The 23,460-nt window shown below is 73.2% G+C and carries 19 protein-coding genes and 2 tRNA genes; 13 read left to right on the forward strand and 8 right to left on the reverse strand.

Annotation, left to right across the window (positions count from 1 at the left end; genetic code table 11):
• Positions 1-10 precede the first annotated feature (10 nt).
• The 10 genes from recF to ACFI33_RS03620 all read left to right on the forward strand — a co-directional run bounded on the left by recF (position 11) and on the right by ACFI33_RS03620 (position 9,384).
• Positions 11-1,225, forward strand: a complete 1,215-nt coding sequence (gene recF, locus ACFI33_RS03575) for a DNA replication/repair protein RecF (protein WP_036337311.1) — start codon at positions 11-13, stop codon at positions 1,223-1,225.
• Positions 1,218-1,781 (forward strand): DciA family protein, encoded by a 564-nt coding sequence (locus ACFI33_RS03580; protein WP_095347374.1) that lies wholly within the window; start codon positions 1,218-1,220, stop codon positions 1,779-1,781. The genes recF and ACFI33_RS03580 overlap by 8 nt, the downstream gene beginning before the upstream one ends.
• Before the next feature lie 369 nt (positions 1,782-2,150).
• Positions 2,151-4,301: a DNA topoisomerase (ATP-hydrolyzing) subunit B gene (gyrB, locus tag ACFI33_RS03585; RefSeq protein WP_170747709.1), complete on the forward strand. Its 2,151-nt coding sequence runs from the start codon at positions 2,151-2,153 to the stop codon at positions 4,299-4,301.
• Positions 4,302-4,367: 66 nt separating this feature from the next.
• Positions 4,368-7,064, forward strand: coding sequence for a DNA gyrase subunit A (gene gyrA, locus ACFI33_RS03590; RefSeq protein ID WP_095353489.1), 2,697 nt, complete (start codon positions 4,368-4,370; stop codon positions 7,062-7,064).
• Positions 7,061-7,561 (forward strand): DUF3566 domain-containing protein, encoded by a 501-nt coding sequence (locus ACFI33_RS03595; RefSeq protein ID WP_049145010.1) that lies wholly within the window; start codon positions 7,061-7,063, stop codon positions 7,559-7,561. The genes gyrA and ACFI33_RS03595 overlap by 4 nt, the downstream gene beginning before the upstream one ends.
• Before the next feature lie 100 nt (positions 7,562-7,661).
• Positions 7,662-7,735 (forward strand) — tRNA-Ile (locus ACFI33_RS03600).
• 58 nt (positions 7,736-7,793) lie between these two features.
• Complete coding sequence (locus ACFI33_RS03605) at positions 7,794-7,955, forward strand: hypothetical protein (protein ID WP_020624432.1); 162 nt, start codon at positions 7,794-7,796, stop codon at positions 7,953-7,955.
• 11 nt (positions 7,956-7,966) lie between these two features.
• Positions 7,967-8,039, forward strand: a tRNA-Ala gene (locus ACFI33_RS03610).
• Positions 8,040-8,291: 252 nt separating this feature from the next.
• A complete protein-coding gene (locus ACFI33_RS03615) occupies positions 8,292-9,080 on the forward strand; it encodes a queuosine precursor transporter (protein WP_049145006.1) in 789 nt (262 codons plus the stop codon).
• Between the two features lie 76 nt (positions 9,081-9,156).
• Positions 9,157-9,384, forward strand: coding sequence for an amphi-Trp domain-containing protein (locus ACFI33_RS03620; protein WP_020624434.1), 228 nt, complete (start codon positions 9,157-9,159; stop codon positions 9,382-9,384).
• 33 nt (positions 9,385-9,417) lie between these two features.
• Here ACFI33_RS03620 and ACFI33_RS03625 read toward each other — a convergent pair whose 3' ends face one another.
• Together ACFI33_RS03625 and ACFI33_RS03630 are read right to left on the reverse strand one after the other, a co-directional pair.
• On the reverse strand, positions 9,418-10,065 hold the full coding sequence (locus tag ACFI33_RS03625; protein ID WP_049145002.1) for an MBL fold metallo-hydrolase: 648 nt from the start codon (positions 10,063-10,065) through the stop codon (positions 9,418-9,420).
• A 216-nt stretch (positions 10,066-10,281) separates the two neighbouring features.
• Complete coding sequence (locus ACFI33_RS03630) at positions 10,282-11,517, reverse strand: hypothetical protein (protein ID WP_101967591.1); 1,236 nt, start codon at positions 11,515-11,517, stop codon at positions 10,282-10,284.
• 185 nt (positions 11,518-11,702) lie between these two features.
• Between ACFI33_RS03630 and ACFI33_RS03635 the strand changes: the two genes are divergently transcribed.
• Together ACFI33_RS03635 and ACFI33_RS03640 are read left to right on the forward strand one after the other, a co-directional pair.
• On the forward strand, positions 11,703-12,233 hold the full coding sequence (locus tag ACFI33_RS03635) for a peptidylprolyl isomerase (protein ID WP_010079725.1): 531 nt from the start codon (positions 11,703-11,705) through the stop codon (positions 12,231-12,233).
• An 11-nt stretch (positions 12,234-12,244) separates the two neighbouring features.
• Positions 12,245-13,186: a rhomboid family intramembrane serine protease gene (locus ACFI33_RS03640; RefSeq protein ID WP_257966176.1), complete on the forward strand. Its 942-nt coding sequence runs from the start codon at positions 12,245-12,247 to the stop codon at positions 13,184-13,186.
• A gap of 167 nt (positions 13,187-13,353) precedes the next feature.
• On the opposite strand, the gene ACFI33_RS03645 is transcribed toward ACFI33_RS03640, so the two are convergent.
• Positions 13,354-13,659, reverse strand: coding sequence for a cell division protein CrgA (locus ACFI33_RS03645; protein WP_044659935.1), 306 nt, complete (start codon positions 13,657-13,659; stop codon positions 13,354-13,356).
• A gap of 157 nt (positions 13,660-13,816) precedes the next feature.
• Here ACFI33_RS03645 and ACFI33_RS03650 point away from each other — a divergent pair, with 157 nt between their 5' ends.
• Positions 13,817-14,470, forward strand: coding sequence for an anthranilate synthase component II (locus ACFI33_RS03650; RefSeq protein ID WP_049146857.1), 654 nt, complete (start codon positions 13,817-13,819; stop codon positions 14,468-14,470).
• Positions 14,471-14,515: 45 nt separating this feature from the next.
• Here the strand turns inward: ACFI33_RS03650 and ACFI33_RS03655 are convergent, their stop codons facing one another.
• The 5 genes from ACFI33_RS03655 to ACFI33_RS03675 are packed head-to-tail and all read right to left on the reverse strand — an operon-like array spanning position 14,516 to position 23,457.
• Positions 14,516-16,792, reverse strand: a complete 2,277-nt coding sequence (locus ACFI33_RS03655; protein WP_170721332.1) for a protein kinase domain-containing protein — start codon at positions 16,790-16,792, stop codon at positions 14,516-14,518.
• Between the two features lie 32 nt (positions 16,793-16,824).
• A complete protein-coding gene (locus ACFI33_RS03660; protein WP_152743570.1) occupies positions 16,825-18,882 on the reverse strand; it encodes a protein kinase domain-containing protein in 2,058 nt (685 codons plus the stop codon).
• Positions 18,879-20,324: a peptidoglycan D,D-transpeptidase FtsI family protein gene (locus tag ACFI33_RS03665; RefSeq protein WP_010079719.1), complete on the reverse strand. Its 1,446-nt coding sequence runs from the start codon at positions 20,322-20,324 to the stop codon at positions 18,879-18,881. The genes ACFI33_RS03660 and ACFI33_RS03665 overlap by 4 nt, the downstream gene beginning before the upstream one ends.
• Entirely contained in the window at positions 20,321-21,745 is a 1,425-nt protein-coding gene (locus tag ACFI33_RS03670) for an FtsW/RodA/SpoVE family cell cycle protein (protein ID WP_012750686.1), read from the reverse strand. Before ACFI33_RS03670 ends, ACFI33_RS03665 begins: the two co-directional genes overlap by 4 nt.
• A complete protein-coding gene (locus ACFI33_RS03675; protein ID WP_012750687.1) occupies positions 21,742-23,457 on the reverse strand; it encodes a PP2C family protein-serine/threonine phosphatase in 1,716 nt (571 codons plus the stop codon). Before ACFI33_RS03675 ends, ACFI33_RS03670 begins: the two co-directional genes overlap by 4 nt.
• Positions 23,458-23,460: the final 3 nt, after the last annotated feature.

Consider the following 23,460-nt stretch of genomic DNA (forward strand, 5'->3'; position numbering starts at 1 on the left):
GGACGCACCCGTGTACCTGTCCCACCTCACCGTCGCGGACTTCCGGTCCTACCGCTGGGCCGACCTGGAGCTGACGCCGGGGTCCACGGTGCTGCTCGGGGCCAACGGGGTGGGCAAGACCAACCTCGTGGAGGCGATCGGCTACCTCGGCGCCCAGCAGTCCCACCGGGTCAGCTCGGACGCGCAGCTCGTGCGCTTCGGCCGGGACCGGGCCCGGATGGCCGGGCGCGTGCACCGCGGTTCCCGCACCGTCGCCCTCGAGCTGGAGATCCTGCCGGGCCGGTCCAACCGGGTGGCCATCAACCGCGGCGCCCCCGTGCGGGCGAAGGAGGGCCTCGGGATCCTGCGCACCGTGGTCTTCGCCCCGGAGGACCTCAGCCTCGTGACGGGGGAGCCGGGCGGCCGCCGTCGTCTCCTCGACCAGCTCATGGTGCAGCTGCGTCCGGCGCTCGGCGAGGCCGCCGCCGACTACGAACGCGTGCTGCGTCAGCGCAACGCCCTGCTCAAGTCGGGCCGCGGCTCTCGCCGCTGGGGCCCGGAGGAGGACGCGACGCTCGCCGTCTGGGACGAGCACCTCTGCGCCGCCGGCGCCCGCCTGCTCCACGGCCGCCTGCACGTGCTGCGCCTGCTGGCCCGCCCCCTCCAGGAGATGTATGCGGCGCTGACGAACGGCTCCAAGGCCGCGGCCTACGCCTACGAGTCCACCGTCCCGCTGGCCCGCGGCACCCACGCGGAGGTCCCGGCCGTGGCGGACCTGGCCGCGGACATGCGCCGGACGCTCGAGGCCCAGCGGGAGGAGGAACGGGCACGGGCGCTGACCCTGGTGGGCCCCCACCGGGACGAGCTCGCCCTCTTCCTGGGCCCGGCGCCCGCGCGCGGCTACGCCTCCCATGGGGAGACATGGTCGCTGGCGCTCGCCCTGCGCATGGCGGCCTACGACGTGCTCGTGGCCGACGACCCGGACCCCGACGCCCGCCCCGTCCTGATCCTGGACGACGTGTTCGCGGAGCTCGACGCCGCCCGTCGTCGCCGCCTCGCCGCGCTCGTCCACCGGGCCGAGCAGGTGATCGTCACGGCCGCCGCACTCGAGGACGTCCCCGAGGAGCTCACGGCCCACCGCGTGCTCATCCGCCAGGACGCGGAGGGCTCCGAGGCCGTGGCCGCCGCGGCCCCCGTGGAGGGCGACATCCGCGAGCCCCGGCGCGAGGGCGGGGCCGATGGCTGAGACCCCCGCCCCGTTCGAGCCGGACCGGCCGGACCTGGCGCTCGTACAGCTGCGCCGGGTCCGCGAGGCCGCCCGGGAGCGGGGCGAGGCGCCGCTGCGGGCGCGGGGGACGGGCGCGGGCCTGGCCGGGGCCATGGCGGGCACGACGGCGGCCGGCCGGGAGCGGCAGGACCGTCGGCGCCCGTTCGGGGGTGCGGACCGGGACCCGGCCACGGTGTCCACCGTGTTCGGCCGACTGATCCGCGATCGCGGCTGGTCCACCCCCGTGGCGGTCGGCTCCGTGCTCACCCGCTGGGCCGAGCTGGTGGGGCCGGAGATCGCGCTGCACTGTCGCCCGGAGAGCTTCGAGGACTCCGTGGTGCGGGTCCGGACGAGCTCCACCGCGTGGGCCACGCAGCTGCGCCTGATGAGCCCCGTGCTCCTGCAGCGCTTCGACGAGGCGCTCGGGCCCGGCGTCGTGACCCGCATCGAGGTGGCGGGGCCCCAGGCCCCGAGCTGGCGCAGGGGGCCGCGCACCGTGCGCGGCGGACGCGGGCCGCGCGACACCTACGGCTGAGTCCGCGGCCATCCGCGCGGCGCCCGACGACGACCCGGACGCGGCGAGGCCATGGGCGCCGCTCTAGCGCGGTCACAGGGTCGGTGACGGCCCGGGAGGCATAGGCGGTCTCCTGCGCGCGTCCTGAGCCGTGTCCCTGGCCGCTGAGCGGGTGTTCTCCCGCGGCGGACCCCCGTCGATGCGGGCCCTCGGGGTGTCAGGCGGTACACTGGGACCAGTGAGAGGGGGCCGGCCGTCGTCCGTCCCCCGCCCCCGTGGATCTGCGGGAGCGTGTCGCGTGCCGGTCCTGTCCGGGCGGCGTCGCGCGCCTGCGCGCGGGTCGACCCTGCCGCCGACGTCCGAGGAAGTGAGCCACCCGTGGTTGACGCCATGCCCGAGAACCCCGCGGAGGAGCCGACCGCCGCGTCGGCCGCGCCGAACCCGGAGGCCGTGCCGGACGCCGTCGGGCAGCCCGAGGCCCCGGTGAAGGACCGGAAGGTGCCCGGTGAGTACGGCGCCAGCGCCATCACCGTGCTCGAGGGCCTCGAGGCCGTCCGCAAGCGCCCCGGCATGTACATCGGCTCCACCGGCCCGCGGGGCCTGCATCACCTCGTGTACGAGGTCGTGGACAACTCCGTGGACGAGGCGCTGGCCGGCTACGCCACCGGCATCGACGTCACGCTGCAGGCCGACGGCGGCGTGCGCGTGGCGGACGACGGCCGCGGCATCCCCGTGGACCTGCACCCCACCGAGGGGAGGCCGACCGTCGAGGTCGTCATGACGATCCTGCACGCCGGCGGCAAGTTCGGCGGCGGCGGCTACGCCGTCTCGGGCGGCCTGCACGGCGTGGGCATCTCCGTGGTCAACGCGCTCTCCCGCCGCGTGGACACCGAGGTCCGCCGTCAGGGGCACGTGTGGCGCATGTCCTTCGCGGACGGCGGCGTGCCCCAGGGCGAGCTGGTCAAGGGTGAGGCCACGGACGCCACGGGCACCGTGCAGACGTTCTACCCGGACGCGGAGATCTTCGACTCGATCGAGTTCGACTACGAGACCCTGCGCGCCCGCTTCCAGCAGATGGCCTTCCTCAACAAGGGCCTGCGCATCACCCTCACGGACGAGCGCGTCCAGGAGTCCAACGAGGTCGTCGACGACGAGATCGCGGGCGAGGGCGCCGCCGGCGAGGACGTCGCGGAGAACGGCCTGGCGGAGGACACGGAGCAGGAGCCCCAGCGCCGCTCCGTCACCTACCTGTACGAGAACGGCCTGCTCGACTACGTCCAGCACCTCAACTCCGCCAAGAAGGTCGAGTACGTCCACGACGACGTCATCGCCTTCGAGGCCGAGGACTTCTCGGACGGCCGCTCCATGGCCGTCGAGGTGGCCATGCAGTGGACCTCCGCCTACTCGGAGTCCGTGCACACCTACGCGAACACGATCAACACCCACGAGGGCGGCACCCACGAGGAGGGCTTCCGCGCCGCGCTGACCTCCTTGGTCAACCGGTACGCGCGGGAGAAGGAGATCCTCAAGCCCAAGGAGGACAACCTCTCGGGCGAGGACATCCGCGAGGGCCTGACCGCCGTGATCTCTGTGAAGCTCTCCGAGCCGCAGTTCGAGGGCCAGACCAAGACCAAGCTCGGCAACTCCGAGGCCCGCGGGTTCGTGTCCAAGGCGGTCACGGACCACCTCGGCGACTGGTTCGAGCGCAATCCGGGGCCGGCCAAGGAGATCATCCGCAAGGCCATCATGGCCTCGCACGCCCGCCTGGCCGCCCGCAAGGCCCGGGACAACGCCCGCCGCAAGTCCCCGCTGGAGTCCTTCGGCATGCCCGGCAAGCTGGCCGACTGCTCCTCGAAGGACCCCGAGCGCTGCGAGGTGTACATCGTGGAGGGCGACTCCGCCGGCGGTTCGGCCAAGCAGGGCCGCAACCCGGAGACGCAGGCCATCCTGCCGCTGCGCGGCAAGATCCTGAACGTGGAGCGCGCCCGCCTGGACAAGGCCCTCGGCAACGCCGAGATCCAGTCGATGATCACGGCGTTCGGCACCAACATCGGCGAGGAGTTCGACATCTCCAAGCTGCGGTACCACAAGATCGTGCTCATGGCGGACGCGGACGTGGACGGCCAGCACATCACCACGCTCCTGCTGACCGTGCTGTTCCGGTACATGCGCCCGCTCATCGAGGCCGGCCACGTGTTCCTCGCGCAGCCGCCGCTGTACCGCATCAAGTGGTCCAACGCCCCGCACGACTACGTGTTCTCGGACGAGGAGCGCGACGCCGCCGTCGAGGCCGGCCTGGCCAAGGGCTGGCGCTACCCCAAGGACAACGGCGTGCAGCGCTACAAGGGCCTGGGCGAGATGAACTACCAGGAGCTGTGGGACACCACCATGGACCCGGAGCACCGCACCCTGCTGCAGGTGACCATGGAGGACGCCGCCGCCGCGGACGCCGTCTTCTCCATGCTGATGGGCGAGGACGTGGAGTCCCGCCGCAGCTTCATCCAGCAGAACGCCAAGGACATCCGCTTCCTGGACGTCTGAGCCGGACCCGCAGACCTGCCTGAGTCGACCACCCTCCCCGCCTGAGGGGAGCACGAGAGGACCCGCGTGAGCGACGAGACCACCCCCCAGACCCCGGACGAGCCCGTCGAGGGCGCCCCGACCCCGCAGCCCCCGCAGACCGGCCTGGACATCGAGGTGGAGCACTACGTGCTCCCCGAGGGCGCCGCCGACAAGGTCGAGCCCGTCGACCTCGAGTCGGAGATGAAGCGCTCGTACCTGGACTACGCGATGGCCGTGATCGTCGGCCGCGCGCTGCCGGACGTGCGCGACGGCCTCAAGCCCGTGCACCGTCGCGTGCTCTACGCGATGTACGACGGCGGCTACCGCCCGGACCGCGCGTTCAACAAGTCCGCCCGCGTGGTGGGCGACGTGATGGGCAACTACCACCCGCACGGCGACACCGCGATCTACGACGCCCTCGTGCGCCTCATCCAGGACTGGGTCCAGCGCTACCCGCTGGCGCTCGGCCAGGGCAACTTCGGCTCCCCGGGCAACGACGGCGCGGCCGCCCAGCGCTACACCGAGACCAAGATGGCCCCGCTGGCCATGGAGATGGTCCGGGACATCGACGAGGACACCGTCGACATGCAGGACAACTACGACGGCAAGCAGCAGGAGCCCGTCGTCCTGCCCGCCCGGTACCCGAACCTGCTGGTCAACGGCTCCTCGGGCATCGCCGTCGGCATGGCCACGAACATCCCGCCGCACAACATGCGCGAGGTGGCCGCGGGCGTGCAGTGGTACCTCGAGCACCCCGAGGCCACTCGCGAGGAGCTGCTCGAGGCGCTCCTGGCCCGCGTGCACGGCCCCGACTTCCCCACGGGCGCCCAGATCCTGGGCCGCAAGGGCATCGAGGAGGTCTACCGGACCGGCCGCGGCCCCATCACCATGCGCGCCGTGGTCAACGTGGAGGAGATCCAGGGCCGCACGTGCCTCGTGGTCACCGAGCTGCCCTACATGACCAACCCGGACAACCTGGCCGCGAAGATCGCGGAGATGGTGCGGGACGGCAAGATCAGCGGCATCGCGGACATGCGCGACGAGACCTCCGGCCGCACCGGCCAGCGCCTGGTGATCGTGCTCAAGCGCGACGCCGTCGCCAAGGTGGTGCTGAACAACCTCTACAAGCACACCGAGCTGCAGTCGAACTTCTCGGCCAACATGCTCGCGCTCGTGGACGGCGTGCCGCGCACCCTGTCCCTGGACGGCTTCGTGCACCACTGGGTGAAGCACCAGATCGACGTGATCGTGCGCCGCACCGCGTTCCGCAAGCGCAAGGCCGAGGAGCGCGCGCACATCCTGCGCGGTCTGCTCAAGGCCCTGGACATGCTGGACGAGGTCATCGCGACCATCCGCCGCTCGGCCTCGGCGGACGTGGCCCGCGAGGCCCTCAAGGAGCTCCTGGACATCGACGACGTCCAGGCCCAGGCCATCCTGCAGATGCAGCTGCGCCAGCTCGCTGCCCTGGAGTCCCGGAAGATCCAGGACGAGTACGACGACCTCATGGCGAAGATCGCCGAGTACAACCGGATCCTGGAGTCCCCGCAGCGTCAGCGCGAGGTCATCTCCGAGGAGCTCGCCGAGATCGTGGCCAAGCACGGCGACGACCGCCGCACCGAGATCATGGCCGGCTTCGACGGCGACATGTCCATCGAGGACCTGATCCCCGAGGAGGAGATGGTCGTCTCCATCACCCGCGGCGGCTACGTCAAGCGCACCCGGATCGACCAGTACCGGTCCCAGGCGCGCGGCGGCAAGGGCGTGCGCGGGGCGACGCTGCGCGGCGACGACGTCGTCGAGCACTTCCTCACCGTGTCCACGCACCACTGGCTGCTGTTCTTCACGAACTTCGGCCGCGTGTACCGCATCAAGACGTACGAGCTGCTCGAGGCCGGCCGCGACGCGAAGGGCCAGCACGTGGCCAACCTGCTCGCGTTCCAGCCGGACGAGCGGATCGCCCAGATCCAGCCGCTCGTGGACTACGGCCGGGCCCCGTACCTCGTGCTCGCCACGCGCGGCGGCCTCGTGAAGAAGACGCCGCTGCTGGACTACGACACGAACCGCACCGCCGGCCTGATCGCGATCAAGCTGCGCGAGGGGGACGAGCTGGTCTCGGCCCGCGTGGTCTCACCCGACGACGACCTCATCCTGATCTCGCACAAGGGCCAGTCCCTGCGGTTCACCGCCACGGACGAGGCGCTGCGTCCCATGGGCCGTGCGACCTCGGGCGTGACCGGCATGAAGTTCCGCGACGACGACTCCCTGCTGACGATGGACGTGGTGGAGGAGGACGGCTACGTCTTCACCGTCACGGACGGCGGCTTCGCCAAGCGCACCCACGTGGACGAGTACCGCCTGCAGAACCGCGGCGGCCTCGGCATCAAGGTCGCCAAGCTCGTGGACGACCGCGGCGAGCTCGCCGGCGGTCTCGTGGTGCGCGAGGACCAGGAGGTCCTCGTGGTGATGGCCTCGGGCAAGGTGGTGCGCTCCGCCGTCGCCGGCGTGCCGGCCAAGGGCCGCGACACGATGGGCGTGATCTTCGCCAAGCCGGACAAGCGGGACCGGATCGTCGCCGTCACCCTGAACAATGAGCAGGAGATGGAGGCGAAGGCGGACGCCGAGGCCGAGGCGGGGCCGGATGTACCCTTGGACGCAGACATCGACCCGACCGACCCCGTAGCCGCACCGGAGGACGCCCTGACGCAGGACGCCGGTGAGGGTGCAGACGGAGGAGAGCAGTGAGCACGTCCGCGTCGTCGCGTCCCGGCCAGGGGCGGAGCACCGGGAAGGCCGCCGAGCCGCGGTCCGGCCGCCCGGTGCGCAAGGCCAGCGGGTCCTCGCAGGAGGACCTGGTCCGCGCCGTCCCGAAGGCCAAGGTGCGCCGCGCCCGCCTGGTCCTGACCCGGGTGGACCCGTGGTCCGTGCTGAAGCTGGCGTTCCTGCTCTCGGTGGCGCTGGGCATCCTCACGGTGGTGGCGGCGGTGGCGCTGTACTCGCTGTCCGACGTCCTCGGGATCTTCGACAGGGTCAACGACGTGATCGGCACCGTGCTCGGCTCCGAGGCCGGGCGCTACACCGTGGCGTCCCTGGCCCCGCTGAGCACCGTGACCTCGCTGGCCACCGTGCTGGCCGTGGTCAACGTCATCCTGCTGACCGCCCTGGCCACCGTGGCCGCGCTGCTCTACAACCTCTGCGCGAGCCTCGTGGGCGGCATCGGCGTCACGCTGACGGACGACTGAGCCGACCTTCGCCGACGCCCCGCGCGGATTTGCGCGGGGCGTCGGCGTTCCTGTACAGTCATCTCCTGTTGTGAACGGCGTCAGCCGTGAGCGACGGTGAGGGCGTATAGCTCAGGCGGTTAGAGCGCTTCGCTGATAACGAAGAGGTCCCAAGTTCAAGTCTTGGTACGCCCACTCCCACCACACAGAGCCCCGGTCCGCTGGGGCTCCGTTCGTCTCCGGAGGTCTTCCCATGGGTCGACTGGCACGCGTGGCCCTCGTGGTCAGCGCCGCGGCAGCCGCCTATGGGGCGCGTCTCTGGCGGGAGAACAGTGCGGGGAAGGACGTCTGGGCCACGGCCACGGACGACCTGCCGGAGGACGCCGACGGCGTCGAGCCGGCACCGGAGGACTGACCCGTCCTCACGGGGGCATGGCGCAATTGGTAGCGCACCTGCTTTGCAAGCAGGGGGTTAGGGGTTCGAGTCCCCTTGCCTCCACCGAAGAAGGGCCCGGGAGTCGTGAGATTCCCGGGCCCTTTCGTATGCCCAGGGTGGCCGCCGGCGCCGGCACCGTGGGCAGAAACCGGCGACCCGGGGGCTCCTGGGGCACAAACCGCAGGACTTCGGGCCCCGTGGGCAGAAGAGAGGGCGTTTCTGCCCACGGAGGGACGGGGATGGCCTGCCCCGAACCCCCGCCGCCGGACCCGCCCACCGTGCCCGCCGTCGTCGTGCGTGGTGTTGGATGGTCCGGTGAACACCACCATCGACACCCCGTCCCCCGACCGACCCGCCTCTGGGCAGGGCACTCCGGCCTACGCCCGGGTGCCCGCGAGCTACTACGACATCTTCGTGGGCGTCTTCATCGCCCTCCTGATCCTCTCCGGCGTCACCGCGGCCAAGCTCTTCTACGGCCCCACCGTCCCGGTCATCTCGGACCTCTTCTACGACGGCGGCCCCCTCATCTTCGACGGCGGCGCCTTCCTGTTCCCGTTCGCGTACATCGTCGGCGACATCCTCGCCGAGGTGTACGGCTGGCGCCGGGCCCGCCGCGCCATCGTCCTCGGCTTCGCGATGCTCGTGCTCGCCGCCCTCACCTACACAGTGGTCTCCTGGACCACGCCCGTCGAGGGCTTCGAGGTGTGGGACCAGGCCCTCGCGCCCATGCTGCGGATCACCGTGGCCGGCTTCGTCGCGTTCCTCGTGGGCTCCCTGCTCAACGCGTCCATCGTGGTCCGCCTCAAGGAGCGCATGAGGGAACGGCACGTGGCGTTCCGGCTCATCCTCTCGACCGTGGTCGGCCAGTTCTTCGACACCCTGATCTTCTGCACCATCGCCTACGCCGGCACCATCTCGCTGCTGGAACTGGCGAACTACACGGTGACCGGCTTCGCGTACAAGACTCTCGTGGAGATCCTCATCGTGCCGGTGACCCTGCTCGTCATCCGCGCCCTCAAGCGCCGGGAGCCCACCTACCGGGCACCCGGCTTCGAGATCCACCGCGACGACGATCCCGCCCTCGCCCCGGCCGCGTCCCGCTGACCCGCACGGGCCCCGGCGCGGCCGCGCCGGGGCCCGTCCGTCGCGCGCACCCCGCCCACCGGCTACCGTCGGTGCCATGGGCAAGGACCTCTTCGAGCACGAGCAGCAGCAGACCCTCAGCCGTGAGCAGGCCGCCGCACGCCTACGCGACCTCGCCGACCAGCTCTCCCGGCAGAACGAGGTGCGGGTCGAGCACGGCGGCCGTGACGTCGTCGTCACCGTCCCGGACCGCGTGGGCCTCGAGGTGGAGCTCGAGGTCGAGGACGGCGGCGACGCCGAGCTGGAGATCACCCTCAGCTGGTGACCGGCCCCGGGGCGGCCGCTGCCTCCCCGTGCTTCAGAACGTCCAGGGCTCCCCGGGGGCCAGACGCCGGTAGTCGGTCACGCCCTCGGCGAGCCCCGAGAGCACCCCGTCCACCACGCCCTTGCCGTCCTCGCTGAGGATGCCGTCGTGGATGGGGCGGGTGTGCGTCGCCGCGATGGCCCGCATCTGGTCCACCACGTCCGCGATGCGCAGCCACGGCGCCGCGGCGGGCAGCAGGAGCACCTCGACGTCGGCGTCCGGCACCGTGAACGAGTCGCCGGGGTGCAGCACGGCCCCGTCCACGAGGTAGGACACGTTGACCGGGCGCGGGACCTCGGCGTGGATCACCGCGTGCTCCCCGCCGAGCACCTCCACCCGGAAGCCGGCGGCCTCGAACGTCTCCCCGGGCACGGCCGTGTGCACGTGTCCGGCGTCGAGTCCCGCCTCCGCCAGCGGCCCCGTCAGATCCCGTGGCGCCCACACGTGCGCCTCCGTGCCGGCCACGGCCCTGGCCAGCTGCTCGGGGACCACGTGGTCCGGGTGGCCGTGCGTCACGAGGACGGCATCCGCGCCGTCCAGCACCGCCGCGTCGCTGAACGCGCCGGGGTCGAACGCGAGGCGCCGACCGGCCTTCTCGAGGCGGACGGCCGAGTGGCCGAAGAGGGTCAGGGTCGTGCTCATGCAGATCACTCCTCCGCCCGGCGTCGGGATCCCGGGCGCTCCCAGCCTCCCGCGCGCTCCCGGCGGTGGACAAGGCCCGCGCCCCGTTCGACGGCGGCCCACCGGCTCCCGCCCCGACCTGCGCCCGGACGCGCGCCGGCCCGCGCCCCCTCGGTCCTGCCGAGGATGCGCGGGCCGGTCGCCGTCCGCTGCGCGCTCAGAGCGCGGGGGAGCGGGTCAGCGCTGCTGCCCGGGCTGGACGCCCAGCACCTTCGCGTTGGCGGCGGCCACCGGGTCCGGCGTGGCGGTGTCCACCCGCACGCCCTGACCCGCCGCGGCCGAGCCGGCCTCGGCCACGACCTTCTGCTGCTGGGCGTAGGGGTTGTTGGCCTCCACCACCGGGATGTTCGCGGTGATCGGGCCCGGCACCGGGGCGGTCCACGGATCCTGCACCGGCTTGGTCAGGCGCCACAGGGCGAAGCCGGCGCCGGCGGCGGCGGCCGCCATGCCCGCGACGATCCAGGCGCGGCCGCCCGAGCGGGAGGCCCGGCGACCGGCGGCACGGTTCAGGTCCTTCTCGGCGGCGCCGGCGTACTGCTCGGCGCCCTGGCGCAGGCGCTTCACGATCGCCTTGTCCCCGGTGAGCTTGATCAGGGCCTGCTCCAGGGCGTCCGGGACCTCGACGTCGTGGGCGGTCTTGCGGGCGTGCGCGGCGCCGTCGGCCAGGCGGGCGGCGGCCACGGGGAGGACCTCCTCCTTGCGGCGCTGGGCGTAGTCGCCGGCGTCGGCCAGGCGGGCCTGCACCTGCGGGGCCACCTTCCCGCCCTGCTCCTGCAGCGCGGACAGACCCGTGGCGAGGAGGCCGGCGAGGGTCAGGCCGCCCGCGGCGGCGGCGTCCTTGGCCTGGCCGGCGCGGTCGCTGAACAGGGCGGCGGACCGCTGCGCGTCCTTGCGGGCGCCCTTGGCGGCCTTCTTCGCGTCCTTGCGCAGGCCCTGGGCGGCCTGGCGGCCGTCCCGGCGCAGCTGCTTGGCCTTGCGGCCCCCACGACGGCGGCCCTTCTTCGCGGCCTTCTCAGCGTCCTTGCGCGCCGCGGCGAACTGCTGCTGCACCTCGTGGCCGGCGTCCTGCGCCTGGGCCTGCAGGTGCTCGAGGAAGTCCTGGACGGTGTCCACGCCCTTGGCGACGGCGGGGGCCAGCAGCCCGTACTGGTGCGCGACGGCCTCGCCGGCCTTCCGCGCCCCGCGCTCGACCATGGGGCCGTACTCCTTCTTGGCGTCCTGGGCCTTGCGGCGGCCCTCCTCGGCCGCGGCGGAGCCGCCGATCAGCCCGTAGGCCGCGGCCACCTCGCTCCAGGCGCGGGTGGACTCCACCTTCGGGGCGGCCCAGTGGCGCAGGTTCTCCGCCTGGCGTGCGACGAACGCGTTCGCGCCGCCGTCGTGCTGGATCTCGTCGTGCAGGGTCGTGCGAGCCATGTGATGCCTCCCGTGAGTTCTGGATGGTCGTTGAACGCGGTGGTCCTCGAGGCCCAGCCTAGTGGCCGACCCCCGCCGTGGCACGGGTCCCGGCACGCCGGGAGTGCGTACGCCGATCGCGGAAGACCCGCCCCCGGACGGCGGGATCCGGACGGCCCGCCGCCGCGGATGGAACAATGGGGCGCATGGCGAACAAGACGCACACCGCGACCATCCACACGAACCACGGCGACATCGTCGTCGAGCTGTTCGGCAACCACGCCCCGAAGACCGTGAAGAACTTCGTGGGTCTCGCCACCGGCGAGCAGGAGTGGACCCACCCGCAGACCGGTGAGAAGAACAACGGCGCCCCGCTGTACTCCGGCACCGTGTTCCACCGCATCATCAAGGACTTCATGATCCAGGGCGGCGACCCGCTCGGCATGGGCATCGGCGGCCCCGGCTACCAGTTCGGCGACGAGATCCACCCCGAGCTGCAGTTCGACCGTCCCTACCTGCTGGCCATGGCCAACGCCGGCCCCGGCACCAACGGCTCGCAGTTCTTCATCACCTCCGTGCCCACCGGCTGGCTCAACGGCAAGCACACCATCTTCGGCGAGGTGAAGGACGAGGCCTCCCAGAAGGTCGTGGACGAGCTCAACGCCGTCGCCACCGATCCCCGTGACCGCCCGCTCGAGGACGTCGTCATCGAGTCCATCGACATCGACGAGGCCTGAGCAGCCCCTCGGTGAGCACCACCCCCTCTGACCCGCACGGCCCGGACTCCGCGGACGGCACACCCCCGGTGTGCCCGCGGCATCCGGGCCGTGCCGCGTATGTGCGCTGCGCCGTCTGCCGGCGCCCCGCGTGCCTCGACTGCCAGCGTCCCGGCTCCGCGGCCGGACCGGTCTGCGTGGACTGTGCGTCCGGCGTCGTGGCCGGCCCTGCTCCGACGGTGGCTCCCGCCGGCGCCGCCGCGTCGGTCCCGGTCCGACGGCGGACGGGCTTCGCCGCCTCGCCCGTCACCTGGATCCTGCTGGCGGTCACGGCGGTGGTCTACGCGGCGCAGTGGCTGACCCGGGATCAGGCGTCCGGCGTGACCGAGGCGCTCTGGTACGCCGGGCTCTACACGTCCCCGTACGGCATGGAGCCGTGGCGGATGGCCTCCTACGCGCTCGTGCACGACGTCTCCGGTCCCACACACCTGCTGCTGAACATGCTCGCGCTGTGGGTGATCGGGCGCGTGCTCGAGCCCGCGCTGGGCTGGTGGCGGTTCCTCGCCCTCTACGTGCTCTCCGCCGTGGGCGGTGCGGTGTTCGCGCTGTGGGTCTCGGACCCGCTGCAGCCCGTCGTCGGGGCGTCCGGCGCCGTGTACGGCATGTTCGCGGCCCTGTTCCTGCTCACCCGGGTGCGGGGCGGCCAGGTGCGCTCGATCGCCATGCTGATCGGCCTGAACCTCGTGTTCTCGTTCCTGCTGCCCGGGGTGGCCTGGCAGGTGCACGTGGGCGGGCTGCTGACGGGCGCCGTCGTCGCCGTCGTGTTCTCCCTGGCCGGCGGGCTGCGCCCCGGGCGGGCGCGTGTGCCGTCCGTGGGCGCCCAGGCGGCCGGCCTCGTGGTCGTGGCGGCGGCGCTGGTGGCGCTCACGGTGCTCGGCGCCGCCCGGGTCACGGTGGCCGGCCTGCTCGGCTAGACCGTCGTCCCCGACCGTCCCCGGAGTTCTCCACAGGCGGGTGTGCACTTCTTCCCACAGGGGTGTCCACACCTGTGGACAACTCCGGGGACAACTCGTCTCCGGGCCGGATCGTGCGGATCCCTCATCCACAGGGTTGTCCACCACTGTGGAGAACTACACGCGTGTCATTCGCTCCAGCGGGACATCATCAGGAACCCGACGAGCGCGATGCCGAAGCCCACGAGGATGTTCCAGCCGCCGATCTGCACGATCGGGAAGAGGCCCTGGGTCAGGTAGTAGACGATGATCCAGAGCAGGCCGAGGATCAGCAGGCCGAACATCACGGCCTTGTACCCGGGGGAGAGGGGCTTCGGACCCGGGTCCACGTCCCCGAGGTCCGTCCGCACGGCGGAGCGGCTGCGGCGCGCGGCCTCGAGCTCCTCGCGCTTCCGACGGGCCGAGTCCTTGCGCTTGCCGGCGGGTGCTGCCACGGATCTTCTCCTCGGGTGGGGGGGTGGTGGGCGCCCCCACCGGCGGGGACCGGGGCGGGGACGGTATCCTGCTGACCTGCCCAGGACCGGGGTCAGCGACGTGCCCGGCCAGTCTATGCACCCCGCTCCCACGCGGCGGGGAGGAAAGAGCGCCCCCGTGCAGAGCCCCGAGGTCTCCGTCCTCGTCGTCGACAACTACGACAGCTTCGTCTACACCCTGGTGGGCTACCTTGAGCAGCTCGGGGCCCGCACCACCGTGATCCGCAACGACGAGGTCACCCCCGCCCGCGCCCTCGAGCTCGCGGCCGAGCACACGGCCGTGCTCATCTCGCCCGGGCCGGGCGCGCCCGCCGACGCCGGTGTCTCCCTCGACCTCATCCGCTCCGCCGCCGACGGCGGCCGCCCGCTCTTCGGGGTGTGCCTGGGGCACCAGGCCATCGCGGAGGCGTTCGGCGCCACCGTGACGCACGCGGAATCCCTCATGCACGGCAAGACGTCCCTGGTCCGCCACGGCGAGCACCCCATGTTCGAGGGCGTCCCCTCGCCGTTCACCGCCACCCGCTACCACTCGCTGGCCGCCGTGCGGCCCACCGTGGACGATGCGGTCCTGGAGATCACCGCCGAGACCGAGGACGGCGTCGTGATGGGACTGGCCCACCGCACCGCGCCCCTGTGGGGCGTGCAGTTCCACCCCGAGTCCGTGCTCACCGAGGGCGGCTACCGGATGCTCGGCAACTGGCTCGAGTCCGTGGGGCTCTCCGGGGCCGCCGAGCGCGGCGGCCGGCTCTCCCCCCTCGTCCGCCAGGACTGACCGGTCCCGGGGCCCGGTTCGCGGGTCCGACGGCGCCCCGTCCGCTCAGGTGGACGGCGGCGGATCGATCGAGGGCTCGGGCTCCGGCGTCAGCGTCGGCAGCGGGTCCACCGGCGTCGCGGTGGGCGACGTGCTCGGCGGCTGCCCGGTCGGCTCCGACGGGGCCGCCGACGTCGGTGACGGGCTCTGCGTCGGCGACGGCGTCGCGGTCGTCGTCGGCTCGGGGCTGGGCGTGGCCGAGGCGGACGGCGAGGGTGACGGCTCCGCGCTCTCGGAGGGCTCGGGGCTCTCCGTCGGCGGGGGGCTCGGTGATGCGGACGCCGACGGCGTGGGCTCGGGCGCCTCGCTGGATGGCGGGGCCGGCTCGGAGGGCTCGGCCGTGGGCGCGATCCACGAGGAAGCGGTCAGGGTCAGGGAGGAACGGTTGTCCACGCGGACGCCGGCGGGCGGATCCTGGGCCACGACCGTGCCGGTGTCGGTGGTCGCGCCGTCCTCGTCCTGGATCCGCACGCGCAGCTCGGGGGCGCTCAGCGCCAGCTGACGCCGCGCGTCCGGAGCGCTCATCCCCACCACGTCCGGCACGGCGACCATGCCGCTGGACAGGTGCAGCACCACGGAGGAGCCGGGCGGCACGTGCGTGCCCATCGCGGGGTCGGTGCGGGCGAGCAGCCCGCGCTCGAGTCGGCCGTCGTCCTGGTACTGCACGGAGGAGACACGCAGGCCCAGCCGTTCCAGCTCGCGGCGGGCCGCGTCCTCGGACAGCCCGTGCAGGGAGTCGGACAGCGCGATGCCCTCCTCGCCGCGGGACACCCGGATCCGCACCTCGGCCCCGCGGGGCACCTCCGTGCCCGTCGGCGGGTCGCTCTGGGTGACGGTCCCGTCCGGAGCGTCGGCCATGTACGCGGACGAGACGACGGCCACCAGGCCCGCGTCCTCGAGCGCCGCGACCGCCTCGTCCTGCTGCAGCCCCACCACCGCGGGCACCTCCACGGTGTTGCGCAGGGCCGCCGCGAGCCACGGCGCCAGGACCAGGGCCAGCGCGACCAGGACCGCGCCGGCCGCCAGGAGCGTGCGCCGGCGGAGGCGCCGGCGGACGCGACGGTGCGTGGCCGTCGCTGGCGCCGGCGTGTCCCCTTGCGGTTCGGGCCGGGGCGTCGCGGCCGCACCGGGCATCACCGGCTGGCCGACCGTCACCGGGCGGGGGCCGTCCATGGCGGCGGCGGCGGCAAGCTGCGCGGCGGAGGCGGCGCCGGGCAGTCCCGCACCCGCCACGGCATGGTTCGCCGCCTGGGGCTGTGCGGCGTCCGGCTCGGCCGGGACGGAGGGCGTCGGCCGGGTCAGCGGGACCGCGGCCATCGGCACGTCGGCCCCGTGCTCCGCGGCCGCGGCGCCCAGCACCGCGCCGCCCGCGCCGACGAGGGCGGGAGGGAAGGCATCGAGCGGCGGGGTGTGACGGCCGGGGCCGGCGTGCGGATCCGCCGCGGCCTCCTCGAGGGCCGCGAGGAACGCGGTGCCCGTGGGGAACCGGTCCTCCGGATCCTTGCGCAGGGCGCGCAGCACCACGGGGTCGAACGCGGGCGGCAGGTCGGGGTCGACGTCGGAGGGCGCCGGCGGCTCCTCGCGCACGTGTTGATAGGCCACGGCCAGCGGCGTGTCACCCGTGAAGGGGGGTCGGCCCGTGAGCAGCTCGAACAGCAGGCAGCCGGCCGCGTAGAGGTCGGCGCGGCCGTCCACGGTGCGGCCCGTCGCCTGCTCCGGGGCCAGGTAGAGGGCCGTGCCCACCACGGCCTGGGTCTGCGACGTGGTGGCGGAGGTGTCGGCCAGCGCATGGGCGATCCCGAAGTCCATGACCTTCACGGCGCCCGTCTCCGTGACCATGACGTTCGCGGGCTTCACATCGCGGTGGACGATGCCCTCCTCGTGCGCGTGCTCGAGCGCTTCCAGCACGCCCCGGGTCCAGGCCACGGCACGGTCCGTGCCCACGGCGCCCTCGGCGTGCAGGATCTCCCGCAGCGTCCGGCCGGAGACGAGCTCCATCACCAGGAACGGGCAGTCCACCGGATGGAGGCCGTCCTCGAGGGAGACCTCGCCCGTGTCGTACACGGAGACGATCGAGGGGTGGTTCAGGGAGGCCGCCGAGCGTGCCTCCTTGCGGAAGCGCGCCTGGAAGTGCGGGTCGCGCGCCAGGTCCCGGCGCATCAGCTTGACCGCCACCGGGCGGTGCAGCCGCAGGTCCTCGCCGCGGAAGACGTCCGCCATGCCCCCGCGCCCGATCAGCTCACCGATCCGGTACCGCCCGTTCAGGGTCCTCTGCTCGTCCACAGACACGTCCGCGTGCTCGTCCCGCCCGCCGCTCAGGCGGAGGGCGTGGCGTCGGCGGACGAGGCCTCCGCGCCACGCGCGTCAGCGGACGGGTCGGTGGTGGACTCGCCCGTCGGCGCCGTGGACTCGCCGGAGGACTCCGTCGTCGGATCCCCCGTGGGCGTCGTCGGCTCCTCGGACGGCTCCGGCGTGGGCTCCGGGTCGGCGGTGGCCGTCGGGGATTCGGCGGTGGGGGACGGGCTGGGCTCGTCCGAGGCCGACGGGCTCGGCTCGGTGCTCGGCTCCTCCGACGCGCTGGGCTCCGGCTCCGAGGCGGGCTGGGACGCCTCGCGGGTCGGTGCGGCGTCGGACCCGCCGGTGGCCACGATCAGCTGCACGTGCGTGTCGTAGCGGTGCCGCTCGCCCTCGCCGGGCACCACGCGCACCACCTCGCCGTCGGCGCCGTCGGCGGACGGGTCGTCCACCCGGTCCACGGTGAAGCCGCGGTCGCGCAGCGTCTGGATCGCGCTCTCCACGGGCTGGCCCACGAGGCCCTCCGGGATGACGCCCTCACCGGTGGAGACGGCCAGCGTGACGGTCTCGCCGCGCCGCAGCGCCCCCACGGGGTTGATCTCCTCGACGGTGCCCTGCGGGCTCTGCGCGTCGCGGTCCTCCTCGCGCACCGCCAGGCCGAGGCCCTCGAGCTCGGTGCGCACCTCGCTCACGGGGCGACCCCTGTACGCCTCCGGGTCGACGCGCACGGACGACTCGTCCTGCGAGGTCGCCGGCGCTGAGCCTCCGATGCCGCGGCCCCCCGTGAGCAGCGGCCACAGCAGCGCCCCCAGCAGGGCGAACACCACGAGTCCGAGCAGTGCCCACAGCGGCCAGCGGTTGGCGCGTCGCCGGCGGGCGGGCGCGGAGCCGCCCCCGGCGGGCGGGGCCGGGTCCACGACGTCGCCCGGGCGGGTCTGCTGGTCGCGCACGGCGGCGATCTCGTGGTCGCGCGTGCTCGCGACGGCGCCGGCCGCACCGGCCGCACCGGCCGCGCCCACGGCCGCCGCACCGGCGGCGCCGGGGCCGCGGGCGGCGTCGTCGGTGCGGGGCTGGGCCGCGGTCACCGGCAGCGCCGCGGTGGCGGGAGAGCCGTCCGCCCGGGTGCCCTCGACGCGCGGATGGGTGGTGCGCAGGCCGTCGTAGTCCAGGGGAGCGGTCTCGGCGCCCGAGGGGTCGGCCACGCCCTGCTCCTCGAGGAAGACGGCCAGGCGGGGCACGGCCTCCACGGCGCCGCGGGTGTCCTTGCGACGCAGCGCCTCGGCGGCCTCCGAGAGCGCGGTCGCGTCCGAGGGCCGCTCCTTGGGGTCCTTCGAGAGCATGCACATGATCAGGGCGCGCACCGGGGCCGGGACGGTGTCCGGCAGGGGCGGCGGGGTGTCGTTGACCTGGGCGAGGGCGATCGCGATCTGGGACTCGCCCGTGAACGGGCGATGCCCGGCGAGGGCCTCGTAGCCGATGATGCCCAGCGAGTAGAGGTCGGAGGAGCCGGTGGCCTGCTGCCCCGTGGCCTGCTCGGGCGCGAGGTACTGGGCGGTGCCCATCACCTGGCCGGTGGCCGTGAGCGGGACCTGGTCCGCCAGGCGCGCGATGCCGAAGTCCGTCACCTTCACCCGGCCGGTGGGCGTGATCATGAGGTTGCCGGGCTTGACGTCGCGATGCACGAGCCCCTGGGCGTGGGCCGCCGAGAGCGCGGCCGCCGTCTGCGCGATGATCCCCAGGGTCCGCTCGGGGGAGAGCACCTTCTCCTTCTCGAGGATGGAGGACAGCGGCTGGCCGGGCACGAGCTCCATGACGAGGTAGGCGGAGCCCTTCTCCTCGCCGTAGTCGTAGACGTTGGCGACGCCGGGGTGGTTCAGCAGCGCGGTGTGCTGGGCCTCCGCCCGGAAGCGGCGCAGGAAGTTGGGGTCACCCGTGTACTCCTCCTTGAGGATCTTCACGGCGGTGATCCGGCCCAGGACCTTGTCCCGCGCCTTCCACACCTCGCCCATGCCGCCGATCGCGATGCGATCGGTCAACTGGTACCTGCCGCCGAGGGTGATGCCCGATGTCGGCCTCATTCCGTGACCACCGCTTCCATGATTGCCTTCATGCCACTGACGACTGTCTGATGTCCAACCCCCGGCGGCTCGTCCTCCACCACGATCGTCACGGCCGCCCGGGGGTTCTCGCTCGCGTCGAAGCCGGTGATCCAGGAGTGCACGTTGCCCGTGTCCCCGACCTCGGCCGTGCCCGACTTCGCCGCGATCCGCACCGTGTCCGACTGCACGGATCCCAGGATGCCGTCCTCCACCGCCGAGACCATCATGTCCGAGACCTGCCCGGCCACCTCGGGGGTCGTGGCCCGGCCGCGCTCACGGGGGCTGAACTCCTGCACCGTGGTGAGGTCCGAACGGCGGACCGCCTTGATCAGCTGCGGCTCCATGACCACGCCGTCGTTCGCGATGCCGGCGGCCACCATGGCCATCTGCAGCGCGGTGGCCTGCACGTCCCGCTGGCCGATCGAGGACTGCGCCAGCGCGGCGTCGTCCAGGTCGGAGGGGAACACGGAGGCGGTCACGGGCAGCGGGTATTCGAAGGAGTCGTTGAAGCCGAACCGCTCGGCGGCCTCCCGGATCCGGTCCTGGCCCAGCTCGACGGCGGCCATGGCGAACGGGGTGTTGCAGGACTGTGCCAGCGCCCATGTGAGGGTCTGACGCCCCACGGTGTTGCACGGTGAGCCGTCGTAGTTGGGCAGCTCCGTGGTCGTGCCGGGCAGCGTCCACGCGGCGGGGATGTCCACCGTCCCGTCCGGGGTGTAGTCACCGGACTCGAGCATGGCCACCGCGTCGATGAGCTTGAACGTGGAGCCGGGGGACACGAGCTGCTCCGAGGCGCGGTTGCGGTACGCGCTGGCACCGGGGATCTGATCGATCGCGGCCATCGCCGCCTGCGCCTCGGCCGGGTTGTGCGAGGAGAGCGCGTTGGGGTCGAAGCTCGGCTTCGACACCATGGCCAGGATCTCGCCCGTCGTCGGGTCCGTGACCACGGCGGAGGCGCGCACGCCGTCCGGGAGCGCGTCGTACGCCAGACGCTGCAGCTCGGGGTCGATCGTCAGCTCCACCTGGTCGCCCTCGGGCGTGGCACCCGTGATGATCTCCATGGCGCGGTCCACGAACTGGGACGTGGGGGTGCCGGAGAGCTGCTCGTTCATGGCCGCCTCCAGCCCGGCGGTGCCGTAGGTGAGCGAATAGAAGCCCGTGAGCGGGGCGTACAGCTCGGGCTCGTGGTAGACGCGCTGGTAGTGGTACGCGTCGTCGGAGGGGACGGACTCGGCGATCGGCTCGCCGTCCACGAGGATCGGCCCGCGCGGGGCGCCGAACTCCAGGAACATCTGCCGCGAGTTCAGGGCGTGCGTCTTGAGCTGGTCCGCGGCCAGCACCTGGATGACGGACGCAGCCAGCGCGAGCACCAGGATCATGGCCGCCATGACGGTCCACGTGCGTCGGATCGCCTCGTTCACCGCTCCTCACCTCCTCCCGGGGGCACAGCGGCCGCCGGGAGCGCCGTGCCGGGGTCGAGGTGGCCGGCGCCGGGCCCGGACGCGTTGACCATCCCGTCCACGACCGCGGGACGGCGGGCGGCGTTCGAGATGCGCAGCACGAGCCCCACGATGATCCAGTTGGCCAGCAGCGACGAGCCGCCGGCGGCGAGGAACGGCGTCGTGAGGCCGGTGAGCGGCAGCACGAGGGTCACACCGCCCATCACCACGAACACCTGCCACGCCATGGTGAAGGCCAGGCCGGAGGCGAGCACCTTGCCGAACGCGTCGCGCACGCCGAGGGCGGCGCGCATCATGCGGGTGACGAGCAGGAAGTACAGGACGAGCACGGCGGCCAGGCCCACGAAGCCGAGCTCCTCGCCGATGGCCGTGAGGATCATGTCCGAGAAGGACAGCGGCACCTGGGTGGGGTTGCCCGCGCCCAGGCCGGTGCCCATCAGCCCGCCCGAGGCCATCGCGAACAGGCCCTGGACGACCTGGTAGGAGCCGCCGAAGTCGCGATGGTAGATCTCGGGGTCGAAGGCCCTCAGCCAGATCTCGAACCGGGCGGTCACGTGCGGCATGAACAGGAACGCCAGCGCCGCGCCGAAGGCGATCAGGCCCAGGCCGAGGAGGATCCAGGAGGCGCGGGACGTGGCGATGTAGAGCATCGCCATGAACATGCCGAAGAACAGCAGGGCCGAGCCCAGGTCGCGCTGGAACACGAGCACGCCGAGCGCCAGGAGCCAGCCGGCCAGCAACGGGCCGAGGTCCCGGGCTCGGGGGAAGGTCACCGGGCCCACGCGGCGGCCGGCCAGCAGGATCAGGTCGCGGTTCGCGGAGAGGTAGCCGGCGAAGAAGATGGCCAGCGTGATCTTGGCGATCTCGCCGGGCTGGAAGGTGCCGAAGCCGACGTCGATCCAGATCCGCGCCCCGTACATGCTCAGGCCCAGCCCGGGCACGAGCGGCAGGAGCAGCAGCACGCCGGACGCGGCGAGGAACAGGTACGGCCAGCGCCGCAGCACCCGGTGGTCGCGCACCAGGAACACCAGGGCGGAGGCCACCAGGACGGCCAGGACGGACCACACGAGCTGCGAGGTGGGGTTGGCCATCGCGGCGTCCTGGCTCAGCCGGTGGATCATGGCCAGGCCCAGCCCGTTGAGCAGGGCGGTGATCGGCAGCATGAACGGGTCCGCGTAGGGGGCCCGCAGCCGCAGGACCACGTGCAGCACGAGGGTGGCCGCGCCGAAGATGCCCAGCGGCACCCAGGCGGTGGAGTCCAGCGGGGCGTCCGTGCCGATCATGCCCAGCAGGTCCGCCCCCAGGGCGATGGCCAGGGCGGCCAGCAGTAGGACCAGTTCGATGTTCCGGCGCGGGCGTGCGGGGGAGATCACCTCGGTCACGGGGCCTCACCTCCCGTCGCGCTCGGGGACGATGCCGGGCTCGTCGGCGCGGCGGAGCCGGACGCGTCCGAGGGGCGGGCGGAGGACGACGACGGCGTCGCGCTCGGCCGGGCCCGCTCGGAGGGCTCACCGGCGGGGGCGGGGGCGTTCGGGTGCAGCGAGTCGCGCAGCTCGGCGACGATCTGCTCCGCGTGGTCCACGTCCCGGGCGGCCATGCCGGCGTTCACGCGGTCGCGTGCGTACGCGGGCAGCGCGTCCACCGGGAGGTCGGTCTGGCGGTCCACGTGGGACAGCTCGAGCGGGCCCAGCCGCTGGGAGACGCCCTTGAACACGGCGATCCGGCCGTCGTTGGCCCCCACGTAGTACTGCGTCTGGGTCCACAGGTAGCCCCACACGGCCACGGCCGCGAGGGTGAGGGCGAGCAGCGTGGTGAATACGGGGATGAACCAGCCGCGACGGTACTGCACCGGGCGGTCGTCCTTCCCACGCCGCCGACGCGCGGCCCTGGCCTCGGAGCCGCCGGCGGGCCCGGAGGTCGCCGGGGCCGGGGTGGGGGCCGTGGCCGACGCCTCGGCGGCCTCGTCGGACGGCTGGTCGGCAGCGGTGGCGGCCGGTGTGGCGGCGGAGGAGGAGCCGACGGCGGCCGCGGTGCCGCGCGGCGCGGCGGGCGGGGCGGACGGGTCCGGGCGCGCGGCGACGTCGGGATCCGGCCCGTCCGTGAGGACGGCCGCGGTGCGCCGGGGACGGTTCTCCGGCACGGGCGTCTCGCCGAGCAGGGCAGCGGCGCGGCGGCGCGTGGAGCTGCGGGTGACCACGGGGATGCGATCGGTCCTCACAGCGTTGGAGGCCGCGCCGACGAGCAGGTGGGGTCGTGCGTCCAGGTCCTCGCGCAGCAGCAGGCCGGAGACCGGGCCGACCTCGGGCGGGTGGGCCGCGGCGAGGGCCTGCTCGGACAGGTGGACGTCCGGGACGGGGGCCAGCTCCTCCGCCGTGCCCTCCGCGATCTCGAACGCCACCACGGTGACGTTGTCCGGGGCGCCGCCCTTGAGGGTCAGGTCCACGAGGGTGTCGACGGCCTGGTTGAGAGCCTCCGAGTCCCGCAGCACCTCGTGGATCTTCTCGGGGGAGACCACGTCCGTGAGGCCGTCCGAGCAGAACAGCCAGCGCTCTCCGGGGGCGACGGGCACCTCGAACACGTCCAGCTCGGGGGAGGCGTCCACGTCGCCGAGCACGCGCATGAGCACGTTCTTGTTCGGATGGAACGGGGCCTCCCCGGCCTCGAGACGCCCCTCGTCCACGAGCTTCTGCACGAACGTGTGGTCCGTGGTGACCTGGGAGAACTCGCCGTTCGCGAGCCGGTAGGCACGGGAGTCGCCGATGTGCGCGATGTGCAGCGTGGTCCCCGCGAGCAGGGCGGCGGTGCACGTGGTGCCCATGCCGGCGAGCTTGGGGTTGGCGTGCACCAGCTCGTTGAGGATCAGGTTGGCGTTCTGGATCTCGTCCGGCAGCACCGTGGCCGGGTCCTCGTAGCCCACCGCATCCAGCGGGGCCAGGTCCAGCACCGTGGACGCGCTTGCCACGTCGCCGCCCACGTGCCCGCCCATGCCGTCCGCGAGCACGACCAGATGACGGCCCACGTAGGCGGAGTCGTCGTTCTTGGCACGGACGCGGCCGACGTCGGAGCGGGCGGCGTAGCGGAGGACGAGGGTCATGGG

Source organism: Micrococcus sp. PSi08, from assembly GCF_054960655.1.

Coding starts and splice junctions, on each gene's coding strand:
- ACFI33_RS03580 (WP_095347374.1), top strand. CDS start 1,218: ATGGCTGAGACCCCCGCCCCGTTCGAGCCGGACCGGCCGGACCTGGCG.
- gyrB (WP_170747709.1), top strand. CDS start 2,151: ATGCCCGAGAACCCCGCGGAGGAGCCGACCGCCGCGTCGGCCGCGCCG.
- ACFI33_RS03605 (WP_020624432.1), top strand. CDS start 7,794: ATGGGTCGACTGGCACGCGTGGCCCTCGTGGTCAGCGCCGCGGCAGCC.
- ACFI33_RS03620 (WP_020624434.1), top strand. CDS start 9,157: ATGGGCAAGGACCTCTTCGAGCACGAGCAGCAGCAGACCCTCAGCCGT.
- ACFI33_RS03625 (WP_049145002.1), bottom strand. CDS start 10,065: ATGAGCACGACCCTGACCCTCTTCGGCCACTCGGCCGTCCGCCTCGAG.
- ACFI33_RS03630 (WP_101967591.1), bottom strand. CDS start 11,517: ATGGCTCGCACGACCCTGCACGACGAGATCCAGCACGACGGCGGCGCG.
- ACFI33_RS03635 (WP_010079725.1), top strand. CDS start 11,703: ATGGCGAACAAGACGCACACCGCGACCATCCACACGAACCACGGCGAC.
- ACFI33_RS03660 (WP_152743570.1), bottom strand. CDS start 18,882: ATGAGGCCGACATCGGGCATCACCCTCGGCGGCAGGTACCAGTTGACC.
- ACFI33_RS03675 (WP_012750687.1), bottom strand. CDS start 23,457: ATGACCCTCGTCCTCCGCTACGCCGCCCGCTCCGACGTCGGCCGCGTC.